The following is a 22,356-nucleotide window of genomic DNA, read 5'->3' as shown; positions in this document are numbered from 1 at the left end:
GCCATGCCTCACGACAACAACTGTAGGAGCGGGCCCTGCCCGCGATATCGCGCGCAGGGCGCGCTCCTACAGGGGAATGGAGTGGTGGGGCAGTGTAGGAGCGGATCTCATCCGCGAATCGCGCCGGGATGTCCGGCTATCGCGGACAAGGTCCGCTCCTACACCCATACCGGTGGGCACGGCTCGCTCCTACGAAAAGCAGCACGGACAAAAAAAGGCGCTTGCCGTTGCCGGCAAGCGCCTTTTTCCAAGCCCGCACACCTCAGTAGAGGTTGGGCTCCATCTCCAGCTCCACGCCGAAGCGCTGCCGGATGTCCTCGCGGATACGCTCGGCCAGTGCCTGGATCTGCGCCCCGCTGGCGCCGCCGTAGTTGACCAGCACCAGCGCCTGCTGGGCATGCACGCCGGCGGCGCCGTCGCGGAAGCCCTTCCAGCCGGCCTTGTCGATCAGCCAGCCGGCGGCCAGCTTGACCTGGCCGTCGGCCTGGGGATAGGCCACCAGGTCCGGGTATTCGCCACGCAGGCGCTCAGCCACGGCGGCGGATACCAGCGGGTTCTTGAAGAAGCTGCCGGCATTGCCCAGCACTGCCGGGTCGGGCAGCTTCTCGCGGCGGATGGCGCAGATCACCCGCGCCACGTCGGCGGGGCCAGGAGCGTCTATGCCCTCCTCCGCCAGGCGCTGGCGCACCGGACCGTAGTCGAGGTGCAGGCTGGCCCGGCGCGCGAGCTTCAGGCGCACGCGCAGGATCACCCAGCGCCCCGGCTCGCGCTTGAACAGGCTCTCGCGGTAGGCGAAGGCGCAATCGTCCAGGTGGAATTCGCGCAGACCGCCGCTGTGGCGGTCCAGCGCCACCAGGCTGTCGAACACGTCCTTCAGCTCCACGCCATAGGCGCCGATGTTCTGCATGGGCGCGGCGCCGACGGTGCCGGGGATCAGGCTGAGGTTCTCCAGGCCGGCGAAGCCCTGCGCCAGGCTCCAACGCACCAGGTCGTCCCAGACCTCGCCGGCCTCGGCTTCGATACGCACCCGATCACCGTCGTCTTCGAGGATGCGCACGCCACGGCTGGCCATGCGCAATACCAGGGCCTCGACGTCGCGGGTCAGCAGCAGGTTGCTGCCGCCGCCGAGCACCAGCAGCGGCAGGTCGTGTTCCACCGCCAGGGCAAGGCCCTGCATCACTTCCTGGTCGTCGCGGGCTTCGGCGAACAACTGCGCGCGCGCTTCGATGCCGAAGGTATTGAAGGCTTTCAGGGAAACGTCTTTCTGCAAAACCAGGCTCACAGGCGCCCCTTCACTTCCAGCAGCAGGGCGTCGCAGGCCAGCTCGATCAGGTCCAGCACCTGCTCGAAACCGGCCTCGCCGCCGTAATAGGGATCGGGCACCTCGTCCAGCGCGCCGGCGTAGCGGCGCAGGAACAAGTCCAGTTCGGCCGGGCCGGCGCCCCGTCCCAGGCGTTCGAGATGAGCCAGGTTGCTCAGGTCCATGGCCAGGATCAGGTCGAAGTCGGTGAAATCGGCAGTGCTCACCTGGCGCGCACGCAACGCCGACAGGTCATAGCCACGGCGCATGGCAGCGACGCGGGTGCGGGCGTCCGGCGCCTTGCCCACGTGCCAGTCGCCGGTGCCGGCGGAATCGACGGTCACCCGCGCCTCCAGCCCGGCCTCGCGCAGCTTGTGGCGGAATACGCCCTCGGCGGTGGGCGAACGGCAGATGTTGCCCAGGCAGACGAAGAGAACCCGCATCAGCCCCCCAGGATGCGCCTGACGCGCTCCAGGTCCTCGGCGGTGTCCACCCCGGCCTGCGGCGCCTCCAGGGCGTCGGCGACGTGGATGCGCACGCCGTGCCAGAGCGCCCGCAGCTGCTCCAGGCACTCGGTGTCTTCCAGCCAGCACGGGCCCCAGGCGACGAAGTCGCGGAGGAAGCGCGCGCGGTAGGCGTAGATGCCGATGTGGCGACGGTAGGGCACGCCCTGGGGCAGGCCGTCCGGCTCCTTGGCGAAAGCGTCGCGGGCCCAGGGCAGCGGCGCGCGGCTGAAGGTCAGCGCCAGGCCGTTGAGGTCGGTCACCACCTTCACCACGTTCGGGTTGAACAGCGCGCCCAGTTCGTGGATCGGTTCGGCCAGGGTGGCGATGCCGGCTTCCGGGTGGGCCGCCAGGTTGGCCGCCACCTGGTCGATGATGGCCGGCGGGATCAGCGGCTCGTCGCCCTGCACGTTGACCACGATGGCGTCGTCGGCCAGGCCCAGGGCATCGGCCACCTCGGCCAGGCGGTCGGTGCCGGAGTTGTGGTCGACGCGGGTCAGCAGCGCCTCGGCGCCGAAGACGTTGGCCGCTTCGAGGATGTGCGCATCGTCGGTGGCGATAACCACGCGAGATGCGGCGCTCTTGCGCGCCTGCTCCCAGACGTGCTGGACCATGGGCTTGCCGCAGATGTCCTGCAGCGGCTTGCCGGGCAGGCGGGTGGAGGCGAAGCGGGCCGGGATGACGACGGTGAAGGCTTGGCTCATCGCAGGGTCTCGGCTCTCGGTCACTTGTCCAGGCGTTCGTCGACGTTCAGCGTGCGGGCCTCGCCCTCGAGCATCACCGGGATGCCGTCGCGCACCGGGTAGGCCAGGCCGTCGGCCTTGCAGATCAGTTCGGACTTGTCGTCGGTGAGCTTCAGCGGCCCCTTGCACAGCGGGCAGGCGAGGATGTCGAGGAGTTTCGGGTCCATGGCGGAATCCTTGGAAAGCAATGGGTGGCGGCGCCACCCGTCAGCGCGCGATCAGACGCTCGAGCTGGGCGTCGAACCAGGCGACGAAGGCCGGGGATGGCTGCGCGTCGACCGCGAGGTACCACCAGTCGGCGGCGGCGAAGGCCCGGCATTTCACCGCATCCTTCTCGGTCATCAGCAAGGGCAGCGGCGGGCTGAATTGCAGCTGCTCGGCGCTGTAGGCCGCGTGGTCCGGGAAGGCGTGCGGAACAGGCCGCCAGTGTAGCGCCTCGAGCGTCGCGAAGAAACGCCGGGGGTTGCCGATGCCGGCCAGGGCGTGGACCTGCTGGCCCGGCGGGAAGTGCGTCAGGTCGCGGCGCTCGCCGCTGCGCAGGTTGACCAGTGCGCTCGGCCGCAGGACGAAGGAAAAGGCCCCGGCCGGATCGCTGCTGGCGCCGTTGTAGAGCACCGCGTCCACCGACTCCAGGCGCTCGGCCGGCTCGCGCAGGGGGCCGGCCGGCAGGCAGCGGCGGTTACCCAGGCCGCGTGCGGCGTCGATCAGCACCAGTTCCAGGTCGCGGGCCAGGCGGTAGTGCTGCAGGCCGTCGTCGCAGAGGATCAGGTCCAGCGGCTCTTCGGCCAGCAGCGCGCGCACCGCGGCCGGGCGGTCCGGGTCGATGACCAGGGGCACGCCGCAGCGCTGGACGATCATCAGCGGCTCGTCGCCGGCCTGCGCCGCGCTCTGTTCGGCGCGCACCCGCCAGGGCAGGCTCGGCGGCTTGGCGCCGTAGCCGCGGCTGACCACGCCGACCTTGAGGCCGCGGGCGCGGCAGTGCTCGATCAGCCAGAGGATCATCGGCGTCTTGCCGGTGCCGCCGACGGTGACGTTGCCGACCACGATGACCGGCACCGGCGCGCGGTAGGCCTGGCGCCGGCCTTCCAGGTAGTCGGCGCGCTTGCGCAGGGCGATGCGCCGGTACAGCGCCTCCAGCGGGCGCAGCAGGCCGAGGGCCGGGTGGCCCTGGTACCAGGCCTGCAGCAGGCGCTCGGAAAACGCCATCAGGGCTTGGCCGCCGGCTGCGCCTCGACGGTGGTGATGCGCAGGTGGCTGAAGCCGAGCTTGCCGGCGGCGTCCATGGCGGTGACCACCGACTGGTGGGTGGCCTTGCCGTCGGCGGTGATCACCAGCGGCAGGCTGCTGTCGCCGGCGGATTCCTTCTGCATCGCCGCCATCAGGGTGGCGATGTCGCCGTTGACCAGAGTCTGGCCGTTCAGCGCGTAGTGGCCGGCGGCGTCGATGTCCAGTTCCAGCGGCTTGATGTCGGTGGCTTCCGGCGGCGTGCCGCTGACCGCCTCGGGCAGCTCGACCTTCAGCTGCGTCGGCCGGCTGAAGGTGGTGGTGACCACGAAGAACAGCAGCAGGACGAAGATCACGTCGATCAGCGACGCCAGGTTGATGAACACGTCATCGCGGGCGGCGCTGCCGTTTCTGCGGCGGAATTTCACGCTTTGCCATCCTCGGAGAGGTCGACCTCGCGGTCGCCCTGGACCATTTCCACCAGCTTGATCGCTTCCTGCTCCATGGCCACCACCAGCTCATCGACGCGGCGCAGCAGGTAGCGGTGGAAGAACACCGCCGGGATGGCCACGATCAGGCCGGAGGCGGTGGTCACCAGGGCCTTGGAGATGCCGCCGGCGAGCTGCGGGGCGTTGGCCATGCCGTCGCCCATGAAGGCGCTGAAGATCTGGATCATGCCGAACACGGTGCCCAGCAGGCCGAGCAGCGGGGCCATGGCGGCGATGGTGCCGAGGGCGTTGAGGTAGCGCTCCATCTCGTGGATCACCCGGCCGGCGGCCTCCTCGATGCACTCCTTCATGATCTCGCGACCGTGCTTGGAGTTGACCAGGCCGGCGGCGAGCACCTCGCCCAGCGGGGAAGACGCCTTGAGCTCCTTGAGCGCCTGGCTGTTCAGCTTCTTGTCCTTGATCTGCTTCCACACCTGGCCCAGCAGCTGCGGCGGGGCGATGCGGCTGCGGCGCAGGGTCCAGAGTCGTTCGGCGACGATGGCGGTGGCGGCGATGGAGCTCAGAATGATCGGCAGCATCATCCAGCCGCCGGCTTTGACCAGTTCCCACACAGTGGCGAATCCCCTGAAAAAAAGTGGCGACACTCTAGCACAGGGCCCCTGCCCCGCCGACCGTCGCCGTTCTCATTTTTCCCTCCAGAATCCGGCATTTTCGCGCACGCCGCGCAGCGTTCCGCGCTGCCCCAGGAGCACGCGCAGGGCGCCCTCCCGGGCCACATCGTGCACCTTCGTCCCCTGCTCGGCAAAGCGTTGCAGCACCTCGCTGGACGGATGGCCATGGGCGTTGTGGCGCGAGCGGGAAACCAGCGCTGCTCGGGGCGCCAGTTGCCTGACGAAGGCCGCGGAAGAGGCGCTGCGGCTGCCATGGTGGCCGGCCAGCAGCCAGTCGGCGCCGAGCCCAGGATGGCTGGCCAGCCAGGCGGCCTCGCCTGCGGCCGGCAGGTCGCCGGTGAGCAGCAGGCTCTCGCCGCCAGCCTCGACGTGCAGCACGCAGGAGCGGCCGTTGCTGTCCGTCGCATCGGGCCACTGCCAGGTGGAGAAGCGCACGCCGTCCAGCTGCCATGCCTCGTTGCAGCAGGGGCCGGCAGGCAGGCTGTCCGGCAAACGCCCGGGCTCGCCGCTGATGATCCGCGCTACCGGCACGGCCGCCGCCACCGAGCGGGCGCCGCCGGCGTGGTCATTGTCGGCGTGGCTGAGCAGCAGCATATCCAGGCGCTCGATGCCCAGGCCACGGAGAGTCGGCAGCACCGCCACCTCGCCGAGGTCGAACTCGCCCCGGCGCGGTCCGGCGTCGTACAGCCAGGTGTGCTGGCGGGTGCGGATCAGCACGGACAGCCCCTGGCCCACGTCCAGCACCCGCACTTCGGCATGGCCATGGGGCGGCGTAGTGGAATGCGGCCAGAACATCGGCAACAGCAACGCCAGGCCCAGCGGGCGCAGCGGCAGCCCGGCCGGCGCCAGGCACAGCAGCGCGCCGAACAGGGCCAGGGCGATGCTCCAGGCCGGCGGTGCCATGGGATGCCAGGCCGGGGAATACAGCGACAGGCGCCCGAGCAGGCCCAGCAGCACGTCGAGCACGCCACCGGCCAGCCACAGCAGCCCCTCGCCCACCGCCGGCAGCCACAGCAGCAGGCTGCCGACCAGCGCCAGGGGCACCACCAGCAACTCGACACAGGGCACCGCGATCAGGTTCGCCAGCGCGCCGGCGGGACTCAGCGGCAGGCCCAGGGCCAGCAACACCGGTGCCAGGCCGAGAGCCATGAGCCACTGCGCGCGCCCCCAGGCCAGCCAGCCGGCCCCCCGCCCCAGGCGCCCGGCGAAGCCGTAGACGAGCAGCGCCACGGCGGCGAAGGACAGCCAGAAGCCGGGCGTCAGGCTGACCAATGGATCGACCAGCAGCACCACCAGCAGAGCGCCGAGCAGCGGCAGCCAGACGCCCTGGCGACGAAAGTGCAGGCGCCACAGCAGCACCATGCTGAGCATCAGGCAGGCGCGCAATGCCGGCACCTGCAGCCCGGCGATCCAGCCATAGCCCCAGGCGCCAGCCAGTGCGGCGGCACAGGCGCAGGGCAGCCAGGGCACGCGCGCCGGCCAGGCTCCCAGGCGCGCCAGACCCGCCACCAGGGCGTAGAGCAAGCCGCCCAGCAGGGAGATGTGCGAGCCGGAGATCACCATCAGGTGCAGGGTGCCGGTGTCCTGCAGCATGTCCCAGTCGTCCCGGCCCAGGCCGCTGCCGTCGCCGAGGACCAGGGCCACCAGGTAGGCGTTGCGTCCCCGGGCATCCACCGCCAGCAGCCGGTCCTTCCAGGCTTCGCGCCAGGCCATCGGTCCCGTGGCCTCGGCCAGGCGCCGGCCATCCTTGACGCTGCCGGTGGCGCCTATGCCGTCGGCCGCCAGCCAGGCTTCATAGTCGAAACCGAAGTCGTTGGCCAGGCCATGGGGGCGGCGCAGGGTGACCGCCAGGCGCCAGCGCTCCCCGGCCCGCACCTCCGGGCCGCCATACCAGGACACGCGGATGCGCCCGGGCAGGTCCAGGCGCGCCTGGACGTCCTCCAGCTCGAAGCGGACGATGCCATCCGCGGTAGCCGGCAGGCCGGCAACCTGCCCTTCCAGCCACAGCGTCCGCCCATCCAGTTCGGGAGCCAGGCGCCCTTCCCACGAGACATGGGCGAACAGGCAGGCCCAGGCGAAGCCGAGCAGGAAGAGCGCCACCGCGTGATGATTCCGATGCAGGCACAGCAGCGCCATTCCGACCAATGGCAGCAGGGCTGCCAGGGGTGGCAACTGGGGCAGGAAACGCAGCAGCACCAGGCCGCAGGCCAGCGCCATCATCCCTGTGCGCACGGGTTGCCTCCCTGGCAGCGAAGTCCGGTGCACCGCGCCCGGTTACACATGGACATAGTTGGTGAACAGAAGCTGTCATCTAGCTAGGCATAATGGCCGGTGTTCGTCTGCCAGAGATTTCCCCATGCCGCGCCGACTTTTCCAGCGCTACATGCCGGACCCCGAGCTGATCAGGAACCACAAGTCCCTGCGCTGCTTCGGGTCCCTGTTGCACTCGCCCAACCTCTGGCACCTGAATCGAAGGTCGGTATCCCGCGCCATGGGCATGGGCCTGTTCGCCGCCTTCGTGCCCATTCCCCTGCAGATGCTGCTGGCCGCCACGCTGGCGGTGTGGGTGCGCGCCAACCTGCCGATCTCGGTGGGGCTGGTCTGGCTGACCAACCCCATCACCATGCCGCCGGTGTTCTATTGCACCTACAAGATGGGCGCCTGGGTCATGGGCGTGCCGGCGCGCACGCTGCCGGAGAACCTCACCTGGGAATGGATCAGCGGCGAGCTGTCGCTGCTCTGGCAGCCGTTCCTGCTCGGTTCGATCATCTGCGGGCTGCTGGTGGGCCTGCTCGGCTACCTGGCCACCCAGGCCTACTGGCGCTGGTGGATAGGCCGCAGCTGGCGGCGGCGCCAGGCGTTGCGCAATCTGCGGCAGGGGTTGTGAGCCCCCCTTGTCCGCGATAGCCGGAGGTATCGGCGCGGTTCGCGGATGAGATCCGCTCCTACGCTGCCCCACCCATGCCATTCCCCTGTAGGAGCGCGCCCTGCGCGCGAAATCGCGGGCAGGGCCCGCTCCTACAGGTCGCCGGGTGGCACGGCATTCCTCCCCGTAAGCGGACCTTGTCCGCGATAGCCAGAGGTATCGGCGCGATTCGCGGATGAGATCCGCCTACGCTGCCCCACCCATGCCATTCCCGTAGGATGGGTTGAGCGAAGCGATACCCATCACCATGGCCCGACGGGTTTCGCAAGCTCAACCCATCCTGCGAAAAGCAGATCGGCGCAGTCGGCAAGACAGTGCCCCACGAAACGAAGAAGCCGCCCCTCGGGGCGGCTTCGTTCATTCGTAGCGCAGCGCTTCGGCCGGCTGCGTCCTGGCGGCGCGCCAGGCCGGGTACAGCGTGGCGAGGAAGCTCATCAGCAGGGCCGCGCAGCACACCAGCAGCACGTCCGTCACCTGCACGTCGGAGGGCAGGTAGTTGATGAAGTAGACGTCGGAACTGAACACGTGGGTGCCCAGGGCCTTCTCCATCGCCGAGACGATGGCGGTGACGTTGAACGCCGCCAGCACGCCCAGGGTGCCGCCGACCAGGGTGCCGATCACCCCGATCACCGTGCCCTGGACCATGAAGATGGTCATGATCTGCCCCGGCGTGGCGCCCAGGGTGCGGAGGATGGCGATGTCGGTGCGCTTGTCGGCCACCACCATGATCAGCGTGGCGATGATGTTGAAGGCCGCCACCGCGACGATCAGCAGCAGCAGCAGGCCGATCATGGTCTTCTCCATCTTCATGGCGCCGAACAGGCTGCCCTGGGTGTGCGTCCAGTCCACCGAACGGAAGCCCGGCCCCAGGTCGGCGGCGATGCGCTGCCCGACTTCCGGCGCCTGGAACAGGTCCTTCAGGGCGATGCGCACGCTCTGTACCTGGCCCGGCTCCCAGCGCAGCAGGTGCGCGGCGTCGTCGACGTGGACCAGCGCCAGGGTGCCGTCCAGCTCGGCGCCGACCTTGAACACCCCGACCACATTCAACCGCTGCATGCGCGGCGTCACGCCGCCGGCGGCGGAGGTGGACTCGGGAACGATCAGCAGCAGGCTGTCGCCGACGTTGACGCGGAAGCGCCGCGCGGTGATTTGGCCGATCACCACCCCGGACTCGCCGGACTTCAGCGCGTCCAGGCTGCCCTGGACCATGTGCGAGCCGATGATCGAGACCTTCGGCTCCAGGGCCGGGTCGACGCCGTCCACCTCGATCGGCTGCATCATGCCCTTGAACGAGAGCATGCCGTCCAGCTCAGTGTAGGGCACCGCGCCGACCACCTCGCGCTGCTTCGAGGCCTCGGCGGCCACCGCCTGCCAGTCGGCCAGCGGCTTGCCGTCGGCGTTCTGCAGCACGGCGTGGGGCACCATGCCGAGGATGCGCGAGCGCATTTCCTTCTGGAAGCCGTTCATCACCGAGAGCACCACGATCATCGCCAGCACCCCGAGGGTCAGGCCGATCATCGAGGTCAGGGAGATGAAGGAGATGTAGTGGTTGCGCTTCTTGGCCCGGGTGTAGCGGGTGCCGACGAAGATCGATAAGGGTCTGAACATGGCGTCTGCGGCTCGATCAGGCAGCGATCAGGCGGCCGTCCTCCAGGCGCAGCACGCGGTCCATCTGCTGCGCCAGGTGCGGGTCGTGGGTTACCACCAGGAAGGCCGTCTGCAGCGACTGCGACAGTTCGAGCATCAGCTCCTGGATGGAATGCGCGGTGTGCTGGTCGAGGTTGCCGGTGGGTTCGTCGAGCAGCACCAGCTGCGGCTGGTTGACCAGGGCGCGGGCGATGGCCACGCGCTGGCGCTCGCCGCCGGACAGCTCCGACGGCTTGTGCTGCAGGCGCGGCTTCAGGCCCACCCGCTCCAGCAGCGCGGCGGCGCGCTCGCGGGCCTCGGGGATCGGCATGCGGCCGATCAGCAGCGGCATGCAGACGTTCTCCAGGGCGGTGAATTCCGGCAGCAGGTGGTGGAACTGGTAGACGAAGCCCAGCGCGCGGTTGCGCAGCAGGCCGCGCTGCTTCTCGTTGAGCGCCGACAGCTCCTCGCCGGCCAGCCAGACGCTGCCGCTGCTGGGGATGTCGAGGCCGCCGAGCATGTTCAGCAGGGTGCTCTTGCCGGAGCCGGAGCTGCCGACGATGGCCACGCGCTCGCCGGGGAACAGCTCCAGTTGCACGTCGACCAGCACCTCGACCGACTGCGGGCCCTCCTCGTAGCTCTTGCGCAGGTTGCGGCAGCTCAGGACGGTCTTGTCACTCATAACGCAGGGCCTCCGCGGGCTGGGTGCGCGCGGCACGCCAGGCCGGATACAGGGTGGCGAAGAAACTCAGGATCAGCGCGGCGGCGCACACCAGGATCACGTCCTCGCGCATCAGCTGCGAGGGCAGGTAATCGATGAAGTAGACGTCCGAGCTGAGGAATTTGTGGCCGATCAGCTTCTCCAGCAGGGCGATGGCGTCGCTCACCTTGAGCGCCGCGAGCACGCCGAGCACGCCGCCGATCAGGGTGCCGATCACGCCGATCACGCTGCCCTGGACCATGAAGATGGCCATGATCTGCCCCGGCGTGGCGCCCAGGGTGCGGAGGATGGCGATATCCGACTTCTTGTCGGTGACCACCATCACCAGCGTGGAAATGATGTTGAACGCCGCCACCGCGACTATCAGCAGCAGCAGCAGGCCGATCATGGATTTCTCCATCTGGATGGCCTGGTAGAGGTTGCCGTGGGTGCGCGTCCAGTCGCGGGCGTAGAAGTCGTTGCCCTTCAGCGTCTGGGCGATTTCCCAGGCGGTGCGCGGCGCCTGGAACAGGTCGTCGAGCTTCAGGCGCAGGCCCTGGACCTCACCGTCCTTGAAGCGCTGCATGCGCGCGGCGTCCTCGACGTTGGCCAGGGCCACGTAGCCGTCCAGCTCGCCGGCGCCGACGTGGAAGATGCCGGCCACGGTGAATCGCTTCATGCGCGGAAAGATGCCGGCGGGGGTCACCGAGACCTCGGGGGCGACGAAGGTGACCTTGTCGCCGACCTTCACCCCCAGGTTGGCCGCGGCCTTGTCGCCGATGATGATGCCGAACTCGCCGGGCTTGAGGCTGGCCAGGCTGCCCTGCCTGAAGAAGTCGCCGATGATCGAGACCTTGCCTTCCTCGGCCGGGTCCACGGCGTTGATGAGAATCTTCTGCACCACGCCGTTGTTGCTCAGCAGGCCCTGCATCTGGATGAAGGGCGCCACTTCCAGCACGTTGGGGTGCTGCGCCTTGATCTGCGTGGCCAGGCCGCGCCAGTCGTCGATCGGCTGGTAGGCCTCGACGGTGGCGTGCGGCACCATGCCCAGCACCCGGGTGCGCATCTCGTGGTCGAAGCCGTTCATCACCGAGAGCACCACGATCATCACCATGACGCCGAGCGCCAGGCCGATCATGGAAGTCAGGGAGATGAAGGAAACGAAGTGGCTGCGGCGCTTGGCGCGGGTGTAGCGCGTCCCGATATAGACGGAAAGAGGTCTGAACATGTGGGGCCGTTGTCAGGGGATTGGGGCGTCGGTCCGGCCGGCGTCCGCTACCGCGCAAGGGTTTGCGGAGGCCGTTGTGGCGAGCTACGGCGGGCGGCTTTACACTCAGACCATCACTGCCGCCGTGGGTTCGCCATGTCCACTCCAGACGCGGATGACCGCCGCGAATACTACCGTATCGAGGATCACCTCGCACTGGAATTTCGCCCTCTTGCGGAGGACGCGGAGCAGGTGGCGCAAGCGTTACAGGATGATTCGCCGCTGTTCAACCTGCTCGGCGACCTGCACCTGCTGGAAGTGGAGGCGCAGCACCTGCTGCGGCAGATCGCCGAGCGCGACCGCCCCCTGGCCAGCTACCTGAAGCTGCTCGACAAGCGCCTGGACCTGGTGGCCGGCGCCCTCGCCCGCGGGCTGCTGGAGCAGGTCGGCCCGGCGCAGCCGGTGGTCCTCTCCGAGGGCGGCATCGCCTTCATCGCCCCCGAGCCCTTCCACCCCGGGCAGTTGCTGGCGCTGAAGCTGGTGCTGCTGCCCCAGGCCCTGGGCCTGAGCCTGCGCGCGCGGGTCACCCACTGCGAGTCGCGCGGGCTGGGCGAATACGAGATCGGCACCCTGTTCGAGAACATCGAGGAGCCGCAGCGCCAACTGCTGGCCCGGCACATACTGCAGAAACAGGCGGCCGAACGGCGCCAGGCGAAGGACCGCGACGACCCATGAAGGCCCTGCACATCCCCTTCCTGCTGCTGTGCCTGGGCATGGCCCTGCCGGCCGCGGCCGACACCCTGGAAATCCCCGTCGGCGCCCAGGGCGACGCCAGCATCGCTCTGCCCGCCCGCGGCGAGAGCCGGCGCGCAGTGCTGGAGCGCTTCGGCCTGCCCGACGAGGAGCACCCGGCCGTGGGCAGCCCGCCGATCACCCGCTGGGACTACCGCGAATTCAGCGTCTATTTCGAATACGATCACGTGGTCGACGCGGTTCGCGCGCATCGCCCGCAGAACCCGATCCCTTCCTCTCCCAAGGAGCCCCAGTGACTCTCATCTATGGCCATCGCGGCGCCAAAGGCGAAGCGCCGGAAAACACCCTGCCCAGCTTCCAGCGTTGCCTGGAACACGGCGTGACGCGTTGCGAACTGGACCTGCACCTGTCCCGCGACGGCGAACTGATGGTGATCCACGACCCGACGCTCAAGCGCACCACCGGGCGCCGCGGCAAGGTGTCCGAGCAACTGGCCGAGGACCTGATCACCTACGACGCGCGCCAGGGCGGCCCGGGCTGGGTGCGCCCCTGCCCCATCCCGCGGCTGGCCGAGCTGTTCGAGCGCTGCGAGTTCGAGCATTGGCAACTGGAAGTGAAGAGCGCTTCGCGCGAGCGCGCGGCGCGCACCGTGCAGGCCATCCACCAGTTGGTCGGGCGCTTCGGCCTGCGCGAGCGCATCACCGTGACCTCCAGCTCGCGCACCGTGCTGCGCGCGCTGCAGCAGCTGACGCCGGACCTGTCCCGCGGGCTGGTGGCCGAATACGCCTGGCTCGACCCGCTGAAGGTTGCGGCGAACTATGGCTGCGAGCTATTGGCGCTGAACTGGACGCTGTGCACCCCCGAGCGGCTGCTCAAGGCGCAGAAGCAGGGGCTGCACGTGTCGGTGTGGACGGTCAACGAACCGGCGCTGATGCGCCGGCTCGCCGACTTCGGCGTGGACAGCCTGATTACAGACTTTCCCGGTTTGGCCACTGCCACGCTCGGGAATCGCTGAGCGGGTCGCCCCCGGCCGGCTCAGGCCGCCGGTCGGGGTATTTCAGAAAAGCCGGTTGAGGCCGTCGAACGCCGCTACGCGGTAGGCTTCGGCCATGGTCGGGTAGTTGAAGGTGGTGTTGACGAAGTACTTCAGGGTGTTCAGCTCGCCCGGCTGGTTCATGATCGCCTGGCCGATGTGGACGATCTCCGAGGCCTGGTCGCCGAAGCAGTGCACGCCGAGGATTTCCAGGGTCTCGCGGTGGAAGAGGATCTTCAGCATGCCCACCGGCTCGTTGGAGATCTGCGCGCGGGCCATGCCCTTGAAGAACGCCTTGCCCACCTCGTAGGGAATCTTCGCCGCGGTCAGCTCGTGCTCGTTCTTGCCGATGGAGCTGATCTCCGGGATGGTGTAGATGCCGGTGGGCACGTCGTTGACGAAGCGCCAGCTGTCCTGCTCGACGATGTTGCCGGCGGCCGAGCGGCCCTGGTCGTAGGCGGCGCTGGCCAGGCTCGGCCAGCCGATCACGTCGCCGGCGGCATAGATGTTCGACACCGAGGTGCGGTAGTTCTCGTCCACCTCGATCTGGCCGCGGCTGTTGACCTTGATGCCGACGTTCTCCAGGCCCAGGCGGTCGGTGTTGCCGGTACGGCCGTTGCACCACAGCAGGGCGTCGGCCTTGATCTTCTTGCCCGACTTCAAGTGCAGGATCACGCCGTTGTCCAGGCCCTCGACGCGCTCGTACTCCTCGTTGTGGCGCACCAGCACGTTGTTGTTGCGCAGGTGGTAGCTCAGGGCGTCGGAGATTTCGTCGTCGAGGAAGCTCAGCAGTTGGTCGCGGGTGTCGATCAGGTCGACCATCACGCCCAGGCCGCTGAAGATCGAGGCGTACTCGCAGCCGATAACGCCGGCTCCGTAGATGATCAGGCGGCGCGGGGTGTGGCTCAGCGAGAGGATGGTGTCGCTGTCGTAGACCCGCGGGTGGTTGAAGTTGATGTCCGCCGGGCGATAGGGGCGCGAGCCGGTGGCGATGACGAACTGGTCGGCGACCAGGCGCTCCACGGCGCCGCTGGGGGTGACCACCTCGACGGTGCGCTCGTCGACGAAGCTGGCGGTGCCGTTGAACATGTCGATGCGGTTGCGCGCGTAGTAGCCGGTGCGCGAGGAGACCTGCTTGTTGATCACCTTCTCGGCGCTTTTCAGCACGTCGGGGAAGGAGAACCAGCGCGGCTCGCCGATCTGCCGGAACATCGGGTTGGTGTTGAACTCGATGATCTGCTTCACCGAGTGACGCAGCGCCTTGGACGGGATGGTGCCCAGGTGCGTGCAGTTGCCGCCGACCACGCGACGGCTGTCCACCACCGCCAGCTTGCGCCCGTACTTGGAGGCGTTCATCGCCGCCCCCTCGCCCGCCGGGCCCGTGCCGAGAATCACCACGTCGTAGTTGTAGACAGCCATGCGTACTCCTTCAGAACAGGCCGGGGCGCCCCTGTGGCGCTTCCGGCAAAGTCCCGGCGCGCCTGGCGCCGGGAGCGATCGAATCGATGTTGGCAGCTTAGCCGCGCGACAAATTGCTGCACATTAGCGCTTGGTCGTGCGGTAGGCGAATTTTGCCATCACTACATTTGGTGCGGCTTTCATGGCCGCGCCGGATCGGGGAAGAGCTCGGCGAAGCGCGTACTGGCGCGCATGGCGAAGCCCTGCCCCTGGTGCACGACGAACCAGGCGGCCAGCCCGTGCTGCTCGGCGTAGCGGTAGCCCTCGTCCGGGCCCAGCACCATGAGCAGGGTCGACAACCCGTCGGCGTGCAGCGTCGAGCGATCGACCACGGTCACCGCCGCCAGCCTGTGGCGCACCGGCGTGCCGCTGCGCGCGTCGAAGGTGTGCGAGTAGCGCTGCCCACCTTCCTCGAAATAGTTGCGGTAGTCACCCGAGGTCGAGACCCCGTAGCCGTCCACCGCAAGCGAGCGCGCCACACTGCGCTCGCGTTCACCGCTGGGCACCTCCAGCGCCACCCGCCAGGGCGAGCCGTCGGGCTTGTGGCCCACGGCCTTGAGTTCGCCGGTGATCTCCACCAGGTAATTCTTCACACCCAGCTCGGCCAGGCGCTGGCTGACGCGGTCCACCGCGTAGCCGGCGACGATGCTGTCGAAGTCCAGCTGCGCCGCCACGTCCTTGCACACCAGGCTGCCGTCCACCCGCACATGACGATAGCCGACGCGCGCCCGCTCGCGCTCCAGCGCCTCGGGCGCCGGCACCAGCTCGCCGCGGGACTGCGGGCCGAAGCCCCAGAGATTCATCAGCGGCTCGACGCTGAGGTCGAAGGCGCCGGCACTGGCCTCGGACAGCTCGTTGCCGTAGCGCAGCAGTTCCACCAGCTCGGTCGGCATGGCCTGGCAGGCGCCGGCCGGCAGGGCGTTGAAGCGCGAGACCTCGGAGTCGTCGCGGTAGGTGGAGAACTGCCGGTCGAGTTCGCCGAGAATGCCCTCGACCTCCGCCTGCAGGCGCTGCGGCGCGGGGCTCTGCGCCGTCGGCAGGTACTGCACGGAATAGCTGCTGCCCATGGTCGGGCCGCCGAAGCGCTCGACACGCTCACCGCAACCGGCCAACGCCAACAGCCCCAAGCACAGCCAGATGCCTCGCAACGCACCACCTCCATTCCCCTGCCCCGGCACGGGCGGCGCACATTCTACCGGAAACGGCGGGGCTTACTGTTGCCCAGGCGGTAAAGGTTCGTTGACCGAATCGCCGCCCTGCAGCGGCGCGCCGCCGCCCAGGGCCTTGTACAGCGCCACCAGGTCCAGGCGCAGCTGGCCGTCGCTGTCCACCAGGTCGCGGCGCGCCTGCAGGTAGTTGCGCTGGGCGTCCAGCTCCACCAGGAAATCGGTCATGCCGCCGGCGTAGCGCGCCTTGGCCATGTCGTAGGCCTGCCCGGCGCTGTTCAGCCGCGCCTGCAACTGGGCATTGCGCTGGCGCTCGGCGCCGTAGCCGCTGAGGGCGTCGTCCACTTCCTGCCAGGCCTTGAGCACGGTCTGCTGGTAGTTCACCGCGGCTTCCTGCTGCTCCAGCTTGCGCAGGGTCACCTGGGAGCGGCGCCGGCCGTTGTCGAAGATCGGTACGCTCAGGCTCGGCCCCACCGCCCACTGGCGGCTGCCCCAGTCGGAGAGGTCGCCGCTCTCGAAGGAGGAATAGCCGAAGCTGGCGCCCAGGCGGATGCTCGGGTACAGCTCGGCCACCGCCACCCCGATGTTGGCCGTGGCGGCGTGCAATTGCGCTTCGGCGGCGCGGATGTCCGGGCGCCGGCGCGCCACTTCCGAGGGCAGGCCGGGGCTGAGGTCGGGCAAGACGGCGGGTTGCGCGGGCGGCGTCTTCAGCTGCGCCTGCAGCTCGCCCGGCTGCGCGCCGACCAGCACGCCGAGCTGGTTGATCGCCTGGCCCTCGGCCGCCTGCAGTTGCGGCAGGCGCGAGCGCAGCTCTTCCAGTTGGCTGCGCTGGCGCACCAGGTCGAAGTCGTCCACCAGGCCGCCGTCGGCGCGGGCCTGCACCAGTTCCAGGGATTCCTCGGTGGCGCGCAGGTCTTCCTGGGTCACGGCGATCTGCTGCTGCACCCGGCGCAGCTCGAAGTAGCCGCGCGCCACCTCGCTGGCGACCAGCAGCCGCGCCTGTTCCAGCAAGGCGCGCTGCTGCTCGACGCGGGCGTCGGCGGCCTCGATGGAGCGGCGCACGCGGCCCCAGAAGTCGATTTCCCAGGAGGCGTCGAAGCCGGCTTCGTAGAGGGTGAAGGGCTGGGCCAGGGTCTTCGCCAGTTCGTCGCTGTCGCCCGGCGCCAGGCTGGAGATCATCCGCGCGCTGGCGCCACGCTCGCTCTGCCGTTGGCGCTGCACGTCGGCCTTGCCGTCGACGTTCACCCCGCGCTGGGCAGCGACCATTTGCCGCTGCATGCGCGCCTGGGCGAAGCGCAGCGCGGCGCTCTGCAGGTCCGGGCTGGCCGCCGTGGCGCGGCGCTGCAGGTAGTCCAGCGCCGGGTCGGCGAACTGCGTCCACCACTGCGCGGGGATGGCCTGGCCGCCCTGCCCCGCGCTCAGCAGCGCGGCATCGCCGGCATGGGCCGCGCGCCAGTCGGCCGGGGCCTGCGGCTGCGGCGCCTGGTAGTCCGGCCCCACCGCGCAGGCGCCCAGCGCCAGCAGCAGCGGCAGGAGGAAGTAGGGATTGGGCGACGACGGCATGGCGGCCTCCGGTCAGGCGAGTCGATTGCGGAACAGCCAGGCGGACAGCGGCAGGGTCACGCTCGCCACCACCAGCATCGGCAACAGGTCATGGGCCACCTCGAACAGGCTGGCGCCTTCCAGGTAGATGCGCTGGATCAGGTCGATGGCGAAGCGCAGCGGGTTGATGTAGGTGGCCATCTGCAGCGCCTCGGGCATGTTGCGCACCGGCGTGGCCAGGCCCGAGAGCAGCATGATCGGCATGATCAGCACGAAGGTGTAGAGCATCGCCTGCTGCATGTTCAGCGACACCGCCGAGATCGACAGGCCCAGGCCGACGCAGGAGACCATGAACACCAGCAGCCCGCCGTAGAAATCCAGCAGCGAGCCGGCCATGGGGATGCGGAACCAGTACAGCGCCATCAGCAGCACCAGCGACGCCTGCACCAGGCCGATGAGGATCGGCGGCAGGGCCTTGCCGAGCATGATCTCCATGGGCGAATAGGGCGTGACCAGCAGTTGGTCGAAGGTGCCCTGCTCGCGCTCGCGGGCCACCGAGAGCGCGCTGAGCATCAGCGTCTGCAGCATGCTCAGCGAGGCGATAAGCGCCGGGATCAGCGGCCAGCGCGTCTCCAGGTTGGGGTTGTACCAGGCGCGGGTGACCACGCTGACCGGCGCCTGGGCCAGACCGCGCTCGCGGTTGAAGTCGTTGACCACACTGGCCAGCCCGGCCGCCGCGGCGCCGGCGGTGGTGGAGTTGCGCCCGTCGAGGATCACCTGCAGCGGCGCCGGCTCGCCGCGGGTCAGGCGCGTCTCGAAGTCGGCGGGAATCTGGATCACCAGCAGCGCCTTCTCGGCGTCGATCACGCTGGCGATGTCGCGCGGCGCGCGCAGGGTCGCCACGCGGTGGAAGATGCCGCTGCCGTCCAGGCGGTTGGCCAGGCGCTGGGACGACTCGCTGTGGCTCTGGTCGAGCAGCGCGTAGGGCGCGTCGTTGAGGTCGAAGGTCACCGCGTAGCCGAACAGCAGGCTCTGCATTAGCACCGGCGCCAGCAGCACGATGCGGTTGGCCGGGTCCTTGAGGATCACCAGCAGCTCCTTGCGCCAGAGATTGGCCAGGCGGCGCAGCAGTTCGACGAAGGCGCCCATCTCAGTCCAGCCTCTTGCGCGTGGCCAACTGCGCCAGGCCCAGCAGGACCACGGCGTAGCCGGCGAGGATCAGGCAGTTGCGGATGATCAGCGGCCAGAAGTCGCCGGCCAGGAACAGCGACTTCACCAGCTCCATGAAGTAGGTGGCCGGCAGCAGGTTGCCGATCACCCGCACGGCGGTGGGCACGTTGCGCAGGTCGAAGATGAAGCCCGAGAGCATCATCGCCGGGAGGAAGCTGGCGAGCAGGGAAATCTGGCTGGCGAGGAACTGGTTCTTGGTCACCGCCGAGATCAGCAGGCCGATGCCCAGGGCGACGAACAGGTAGAGCATGGAGCTGACCAGCAGCGCCAGCAACGAGCCGTACATGGGCACGTGGAACAGCAGGCGCGCCGCCAGCAGGCACAGCGCCAGGCCCAGCAGGCCGACCAGGAAGCAGGGGATGATCTTCGCCAGGAGGATTTCCACCGAGCGCACCGGGGTGACGAACAGCGCCTCCAGGGTGCCGCGCTCCCATTCGCGGGCCATCACCAGCGCGGTGAGGAAGGCGCCCACCAGGGTCATGATCAGCACGATCAGCCCTGGCACCAGGTACCAGGTGCTGGTGTTGGCGGCGTTGAACCACATGCGCTGCTCGATGCGCACGCCGCCGGATTGCAGCCCGGCGTTGCGCGCCGCCTGTTTCTCACCCCACAGCGCCAGGGCCTGGTTGAGGTAGTTGCTCACCCCCGAGGCGCGGGTGGCGTCGGAGCCCTGCACCAGCACCAGCACCTGGGCGTTGCCGTCCTGCAGGCGGCGGCTGAAGTCGGCGGGCAGGTAGACCAGGGCGTCGGCCTGGCGCGACTCCAGCATCCGCCGGCCCTCCTCGAAGGACTTCAGCGGCAGCGGCCGCAGGTATTCCGAGTCGCTGATGCTGGCGAGCAGGTCGCGGGCCTGCGGCGCCGGGTCGTCCTGCACCACCGCCACCAGGCTGTGGCGCACGTCCAGCGACAGGCCGTAGCCGAAGATCAGGATCAGCGCGATGGGCAGGCCGATGCCGATCATCAGGTTGCTGTGGTCGCGCAGCAGTTGGCGCACTTCCTTGCGCGTCAGCGACAGCAGCCGGCGCCAGAACGAACCGCTCATGCGCGCGCCTCCTGCTGGTGCTGGCGGGCCTGCTCGACGATCTCGATGAAGGCCTGCTCCATGTTCAGCGAGCTACCCTGGCCGCCGGCCTGCTCGCGCACCTGCTGCGGCGTGCCCATGGCGAGGATGCGCCCGGCGTCCTGGATGACGATGCGGTCGCAATACTCGGCCTCTTCCATGAAGTGGGTGGTGATGATGATGGTGGTGCCGCCGGCCGCCAGCGCCGTGATGCGCTGCCAGAAACCGCGCCGGGCCAGGGGGTCGGCGCCGCTGGTGGGTTCGTCGAGGAAGAGGATTTCCGGCTCGTGGAGCAGGCCCACGGCCATGGCCAGGCGCTGCTTGTAGCCGCCGGGCAGCTGGCCGCTGGGCTCGCCCTCGTGGCCGGAAAGGTCGAACTGCCGCGACACCTCGTCCATGCGCCGCCCCAGTTGCCTGCCGGCCAGGCCGTAGGCGCCGCCGAAGAACTGCAGGTTCTCGCGCACCGAGAGATTGCCGTACAGCGAGAACTTCTGCGACACGTAGCCGATGCGCCGGCGCGCCTGGGCGCGGGCGTGGCGCAGGTTGACGCCCGCCACCTGCAGGCTGCCGGACGACGCCGGCAGCAGCCCGCAGAGCATGCGGAAGGTGGTGGTCTTGCCGGCGCCGTTGGGGCCCAGCAGGCCGAAGATTTCGCCGCGGGCCACGCTGAAACTGGTGCGGTCCACCGCGGTGAAGTCGCCGAACTTGCGCACCAGGTCCTTCACTTCGATCACCGCCTCGCCGTTGCCGGAAGTACCGCCCGGCGCGGCGGCCTTGAGCGCCTCGGTATCCACCTGCTCGGCGCCGCTCCTGGCCCGCAGCAGGACCATGAAGCCGTCCTCCAGGCGCGCGTCCACCTCGCGCACCGGGGCGCCGTCGAGCAGTTCGTCCAGGCGCTTTTCATCGGCATCGCGCTGGCGGATGAAGCGCACCTCGCCGCCCTGGGGCACCGCGTCGATGATGTTCTGCGGATCGTCCAGCAGCCGCGCCTGCAGCTTGCGCGCCGGCTCGCCGACCGGCGGCACGGCGATGCGGCAGAGACCATCGGCGTGGCGGCGGATGTCCTCGGGCAGGCCCTGGGCCAGCAACTGGCCCTGGTGCAGCAGGTACACCTCGGAGCAGCGCTCGGCTTCGTCCATGTAGGAGGTGGTCAGCAGCACGCTGAGACTCTCCTCCTCCACCAACTGCTGGACGATTTCCCACAGCTCGCGGCGCGACAGCGGGTCGACGCCCACGGTCGGCTCGTCCAGCAACAGCAGTTGCGGCGAGCGCACCAGGGTGCAGGCCAGGCCGAGCTTCTGCTTCATGCCGCCGGACAGCTTGCCCGCAGGGCGGTCGGTGAAGCGTCCCAGGTCGGTCATCGCCAGCAGGCGCTCGAAGCGCTGGCGGCGCTGCTGCGCGCCGACGCCATGGAGGTCGGCGTAGAGATCGAGGTTTTCCTGCACGCTCAGGTCTTCGTAGAGGCCGAAGCGCTGCGGCATGTAGCTGATCAGGTCCTGCACGCGCTGCGGGTGCGCCTTGACGTCGATGCCGAGCACCTCCAGCTCGCCGCCGTCGGCGCGCAGCAACCCGGCCACCAGGCGCAGGAAGGTGGTCTTGCCGGCGCCGTCCGGGCCAACCAGCGCGGTCAGCGCGCCCTTGCGCACCTGCAGGTCGAGGCCGTGCAAGGCCTGCACGATCTGCCCGGATTCCTTGACCAGGAACTGCCTGGCGACGCCGCGGGCGTCTATCACCAGGTCCATCAGTCGGCCTTCCCGTCGCGCACCTGGTCGCCCTCGGCGATGCGCACCGTGGCCGGCATGCCCAGGCGCAGGCGGTTGTCCTTGTCCTCGACTATCACCCGCACCTCGTAGACCAGCGCGGTGCGCAGCTCCTCGGTCTGCACGGCCTTGGGGGTGAACTCGGCGACGTCGGAGATGTAACCGACGCGCCCCTGCACCGGCTGCTGCGGATGGCTGTCGGTGCTGACGCTGGCGCGCATGCCCGGCTTGATGTGGCCGAGCTGGGTTTCGTTGACGTACACCCGCACCCACTTCGGATCGGTGATGGCCAGGGCGTAGACCGCGCGCTGCGGCGAAGCCATGTCGCCCGGCTCCAGCAGGCGCGAGCGCACCGTGGCGTCCTGCGGGGCGCGCAGCTGGGTTTCGTCGAGGTTGTGCTGCAGCAGCGCGAGCTGGGCGCGGGCGCCTTGCAGCTGGGCCTCGGCCTGGGCGATGTCCTCGGCGCGCGGGCCGATCTTCGCCAGGCGCAGGGCCTTTTGCGCATCCTCCAGCCGGGCCTGGTCGACCTTCAGCTGGGCGCTGGCGTTGTCCAGGTCCTGCTGGCTGACCGCGCGCCCGCCGGGGCTGTTGGCGCGGATGCCCTGCAGGCGGCGCAGCTGGATGCCGGCCAGTTCGACCTGGGCCCTGGCGCCGTCCACCTGGGCCTTGGCGCGGTCGATGTCCTCGGGGCGCGAGCCGTTGTGCAGGCGCAGGACGTTGGCTTCCTGGGCGGCGATCTGCGCCTTGGCCTGGTCGATCTGCAGCTTCAGGGTGCGGCTGTCGAGGCTGGCCAGGACCTGCCCGGCCTTGACCGCGTCGCCCTCCTCCACGCGCATCTCGGCGATGCGCTCGCTGCCGGTGAAGGCCAGGGACACCTGGCGGATGTCGACGTTGCCGTAGAGCACCAGGTCGCCGCCCTGCTCGGCCTTCGAGTGGAAGTAGTACCAGGCCCCCAGGCCCGCTACGGCGAGCAGCAGCAGGACAACGACGAGCTTCTTGCGCATG

At 69.2% G+C, this 22,356-nt stretch carries 22 protein-coding genes; 4 read left to right on the top strand and 18 right to left on the bottom strand.

Going from position 1 to position 22,356, the window contains the following annotated elements; all coding sequences use genetic code 11:
- Positions 1–262: 262 nt before the first annotated feature.
- The 8 genes from murB to IG194_RS23845 form a co-directional block, all read right to left on the bottom strand.
- The gene (gene murB / locus IG194_RS23880; protein WP_058488934.1) at positions 263–1,282 is read right to left on the bottom strand and encodes a UDP-N-acetylmuramate dehydrogenase; all 1,020 of its coding nucleotides are present in this window, start codon (positions 1,280–1,282) and stop codon (positions 263–265) included.
- Positions 1,279–1,743, bottom strand: a complete 465-nt coding sequence (locus IG194_RS23875; protein WP_058488933.1) for a low molecular weight protein-tyrosine-phosphatase — start codon at positions 1,741–1,743, stop codon at positions 1,279–1,281. Before IG194_RS23875 ends, murB begins: the two co-directional genes overlap by 4 nt.
- Positions 1,743–2,507, bottom strand: a complete 765-nt coding sequence (gene kdsB / locus IG194_RS23870) for a 3-deoxy-manno-octulosonate cytidylyltransferase (protein ID WP_058488932.1) — start codon at positions 2,505–2,507, stop codon at positions 1,743–1,745. The genes IG194_RS23875 and kdsB overlap by 1 nt, the downstream gene beginning before the upstream one ends.
- A gap of 20 nt (positions 2,508–2,527) precedes the next feature.
- Positions 2,528–2,713: a Trm112 family protein gene (locus tag IG194_RS23865; RefSeq protein WP_009621404.1), complete on the bottom strand. Its 186-nt coding sequence runs from the start codon at positions 2,711–2,713 to the stop codon at positions 2,528–2,530.
- 40 nt (positions 2,714–2,753) lie between these two features.
- Entirely contained in the window at positions 2,754–3,752 is a 999-nt protein-coding gene (lpxK, locus tag IG194_RS23860; protein ID WP_009621402.1) for a tetraacyldisaccharide 4'-kinase, read from the bottom strand.
- Positions 3,752–4,198, bottom strand: coding sequence for an ExbD/TolR family protein (locus tag IG194_RS23855; protein ID WP_009621400.1), 447 nt, complete (start codon positions 4,196–4,198; stop codon positions 3,752–3,754). The genes lpxK and IG194_RS23855 overlap by 1 nt, the downstream gene beginning before the upstream one ends.
- Positions 4,195–4,830 carry a MotA/TolQ/ExbB proton channel family protein gene (locus tag IG194_RS23850; RefSeq protein ID WP_009621398.1) on the bottom strand — a complete coding sequence of 212 codons (636 nt, stop codon included), beginning with the start codon at positions 4,828–4,830 and terminating at the stop codon, positions 4,195–4,197. Before IG194_RS23850 ends, IG194_RS23855 begins: the two co-directional genes overlap by 4 nt.
- A 72-nt stretch (positions 4,831–4,902) precedes the next feature.
- Positions 4,903–7,110 carry a DNA internalization-related competence protein ComEC/Rec2 gene (locus IG194_RS23845; protein WP_176707191.1) on the bottom strand — a complete coding sequence of 736 codons (2,208 nt, stop codon included), beginning with the start codon at positions 7,108–7,110 and terminating at the stop codon, positions 4,903–4,905.
- 136 nt (positions 7,111–7,246) lie between these two features.
- Here IG194_RS23845 and IG194_RS23840 point away from each other — a divergent pair, with 136 nt between their 5' ends.
- Complete coding sequence (locus IG194_RS23840) at positions 7,247–7,777, top strand: DUF2062 domain-containing protein (protein ID WP_043316177.1); 531 nt, start codon at positions 7,247–7,249, stop codon at positions 7,775–7,777.
- A 396-nt stretch (positions 7,778–8,173) separates the two neighbouring features.
- On the opposite strand, the gene IG194_RS23835 is transcribed toward IG194_RS23840, so the two are convergent.
- From IG194_RS23835 to IG194_RS23825, 3 genes are read right to left on the bottom strand one after another with little or no spacing between them, the layout of a single operon-like run.
- Positions 8,174–9,424, bottom strand: a complete 1,251-nt coding sequence (locus IG194_RS23835; protein ID WP_009621392.1) for a lipoprotein-releasing ABC transporter permease subunit — start codon at positions 9,422–9,424, stop codon at positions 8,174–8,176.
- A 16-nt stretch (positions 9,425–9,440) separates the two neighbouring features.
- Entirely contained in the window at positions 9,441–10,124 is a 684-nt protein-coding gene (gene lolD, locus IG194_RS23830; protein ID WP_009621390.1) for a lipoprotein-releasing ABC transporter ATP-binding protein LolD, read from the bottom strand.
- The gene (locus IG194_RS23825; RefSeq protein WP_009621388.1) at positions 10,117–11,370 is read right to left on the bottom strand and encodes a lipoprotein-releasing ABC transporter permease subunit; all 1,254 of its coding nucleotides are present in this window, start codon (positions 11,368–11,370) and stop codon (positions 10,117–10,119) included. Before IG194_RS23825 ends, lolD begins: the two co-directional genes overlap by 8 nt.
- Positions 11,371–11,505: 135 nt before the next feature.
- Between IG194_RS23825 and IG194_RS23820 the strand changes: the two genes are divergently transcribed.
- The 3 genes from IG194_RS23820 to IG194_RS23810 are packed head-to-tail and all read left to right on the top strand — an operon-like array spanning position 11,506 to position 13,117.
- Entirely contained in the window at positions 11,506–12,084 is a 579-nt protein-coding gene (locus tag IG194_RS23820; RefSeq protein WP_058488930.1) for a PilZ domain-containing protein, read from the top strand.
- Entirely contained in the window at positions 12,081–12,398 is a 318-nt protein-coding gene (locus IG194_RS23815; protein WP_058488929.1) for a hypothetical protein, read from the top strand. The genes IG194_RS23820 and IG194_RS23815 overlap by 4 nt, the downstream gene beginning before the upstream one ends.
- On the top strand, positions 12,395–13,117 hold the full coding sequence (locus tag IG194_RS23810) for a glycerophosphodiester phosphodiesterase (RefSeq protein ID WP_058488928.1): 723 nt from the start codon (positions 12,395–12,397) through the stop codon (positions 13,115–13,117). Before IG194_RS23815 ends, IG194_RS23810 begins: the two co-directional genes overlap by 4 nt.
- A gap of 42 nt (positions 13,118–13,159) precedes the next feature.
- On the opposite strand, the gene sthA is transcribed toward IG194_RS23810, so the two are convergent.
- From sthA to IG194_RS23775, 7 genes are all read right to left on the bottom strand, one after another.
- Positions 13,160–14,554 (bottom strand): Si-specific NAD(P)(+) transhydrogenase, encoded by a 1,395-nt coding sequence (gene sthA, locus IG194_RS23805; RefSeq protein ID WP_058488927.1) that lies wholly within the window; start codon positions 14,552–14,554, stop codon positions 13,160–13,162.
- A 179-nt stretch (positions 14,555–14,733) separates the two neighbouring features.
- A complete protein-coding gene (locus IG194_RS23800; RefSeq protein ID WP_082996381.1) occupies positions 14,734–15,741 on the bottom strand; it encodes an FAD:protein FMN transferase in 1,008 nt (335 codons plus the stop codon).
- Positions 15,742–15,804: 63 nt separating this feature from the next.
- On the bottom strand, positions 15,805–17,322 hold the full coding sequence (locus IG194_RS23795) for an efflux transporter outer membrane subunit (protein WP_058488926.1): 1,518 nt from the start codon (positions 17,320–17,322) through the stop codon (positions 15,805–15,807).
- A gap of 12 nt (positions 17,323–17,334) precedes the next feature.
- A complete protein-coding gene (locus tag IG194_RS23790; protein WP_058488925.1) occupies positions 17,335–18,450 on the bottom strand; it encodes an ABC transporter permease in 1,116 nt (371 codons plus the stop codon).
- A gap of 1 nt (position 18,451) precedes the next feature.
- Positions 18,452–19,573: an ABC transporter permease gene (locus tag IG194_RS23785; protein ID WP_058488924.1), complete on the bottom strand. Its 1,122-nt coding sequence runs from the start codon at positions 19,571–19,573 to the stop codon at positions 18,452–18,454.
- Complete coding sequence (locus IG194_RS23780; protein WP_058488923.1) at positions 19,570–21,333, bottom strand: ATP-binding cassette domain-containing protein; 1,764 nt, start codon at positions 21,331–21,333, stop codon at positions 19,570–19,572. The genes IG194_RS23785 and IG194_RS23780 overlap by 4 nt, the downstream gene beginning before the upstream one ends.
- Positions 21,333–22,355, bottom strand: coding sequence for an efflux RND transporter periplasmic adaptor subunit (locus tag IG194_RS23775; protein ID WP_058488922.1), 1,023 nt, complete (start codon positions 22,353–22,355; stop codon positions 21,333–21,335). Before IG194_RS23775 ends, IG194_RS23780 begins: the two co-directional genes overlap by 1 nt.
- Position 22,356 lies beyond the last annotated feature (1 nt).

Origin of the sequence: Pseudomonas sp. ADPe (assembly GCF_014843515.1) — a bacterium.
GTDB lineage: Bacteria > Pseudomonadota > Gammaproteobacteria > Pseudomonadales > Pseudomonadaceae > Pseudomonas > Pseudomonas citronellolis.
The sequence above is the reverse complement of the archived record's forward strand: the minus strand, read 5'-3'. Positions and strand labels throughout refer to the sequence as shown.

Bases quoted from the DNA above. Each gene is read 5' to 3' on its own strand.
- IG194_RS23840 (WP_043316177.1), top strand. From the start codon at position 7,247: ATGCCGCGCCGACTTTTCCAGCGCTACATGCCGGACCCCGAGCTGATC.
- IG194_RS23795 (WP_058488926.1), bottom strand. From the start codon at position 17,322: ATGCCGTCGTCGCCCAATCCCTACTTCCTCCTGCCGCTGCTGCTGGCG.
- IG194_RS23790 (WP_058488925.1), bottom strand. From the start codon at position 18,450: ATGGGCGCCTTCGTCGAACTGCTGCGCCGCCTGGCCAATCTCTGGCGC.
- IG194_RS23815 (WP_058488929.1), top strand. From the start codon at position 12,081: ATGAAGGCCCTGCACATCCCCTTCCTGCTGCTGTGCCTGGGCATGGCC.
- IG194_RS23820 (WP_058488930.1), top strand. From the start codon at position 11,506: ATGTCCACTCCAGACGCGGATGACCGCCGCGAATACTACCGTATCGAG.
- lolD (WP_009621390.1), bottom strand. From the start codon at position 10,124: ATGAGTGACAAGACCGTCCTGAGCTGCCGCAACCTGCGCAAGAGCTAC.
- lpxK (WP_009621402.1), bottom strand. From the start codon at position 3,752: ATGGCGTTTTCCGAGCGCCTGCTGCAGGCCTGGTACCAGGGCCACCCG.
- IG194_RS23875 (WP_058488933.1), bottom strand. From the start codon at position 1,743: ATGCGGGTTCTCTTCGTCTGCCTGGGCAACATCTGCCGTTCGCCCACC.
- IG194_RS23780 (WP_058488923.1), bottom strand. From the start codon at position 21,333: ATGGACCTGGTGATAGACGCCCGCGGCGTCGCCAGGCAGTTCCTGGTC.
- IG194_RS23865 (WP_009621404.1), bottom strand. From the start codon at position 2,713: ATGGACCCGAAACTCCTCGACATCCTCGCCTGCCCGCTGTGCAAGGGG.
- kdsB (WP_058488932.1), bottom strand. From the start codon at position 2,507: ATGAGCCAAGCCTTCACCGTCGTCATCCCGGCCCGCTTCGCCTCCACC.
- IG194_RS23845 (WP_176707191.1), bottom strand. From the start codon at position 7,110: ATGATGGCGCTGGCCTGCGGCCTGGTGCTGCTGCGTTTCCTGCCCCAG.
- IG194_RS23825 (WP_009621388.1), bottom strand. From the start codon at position 11,370: ATGTTCAGACCTCTTTCCGTCTATATCGGGACGCGCTACACCCGCGCC.
- sthA (WP_058488927.1), bottom strand. From the start codon at position 14,554: ATGGCTGTCTACAACTACGACGTGGTGATTCTCGGCACGGGCCCGGCG.
- IG194_RS23785 (WP_058488924.1), bottom strand. From the start codon at position 19,573: ATGAGCGGTTCGTTCTGGCGCCGGCTGCTGTCGCTGACGCGCAAGGAA.
- IG194_RS23775 (WP_058488922.1), bottom strand. From the start codon at position 22,355: ATGCGCAAGAAGCTCGTCGTTGTCCTGCTGCTGCTCGCCGTAGCGGGC.
- IG194_RS23835 (WP_009621392.1), bottom strand. From the start codon at position 9,424: ATGTTCAGACCCTTATCGATCTTCGTCGGCACCCGCTACACCCGGGCC.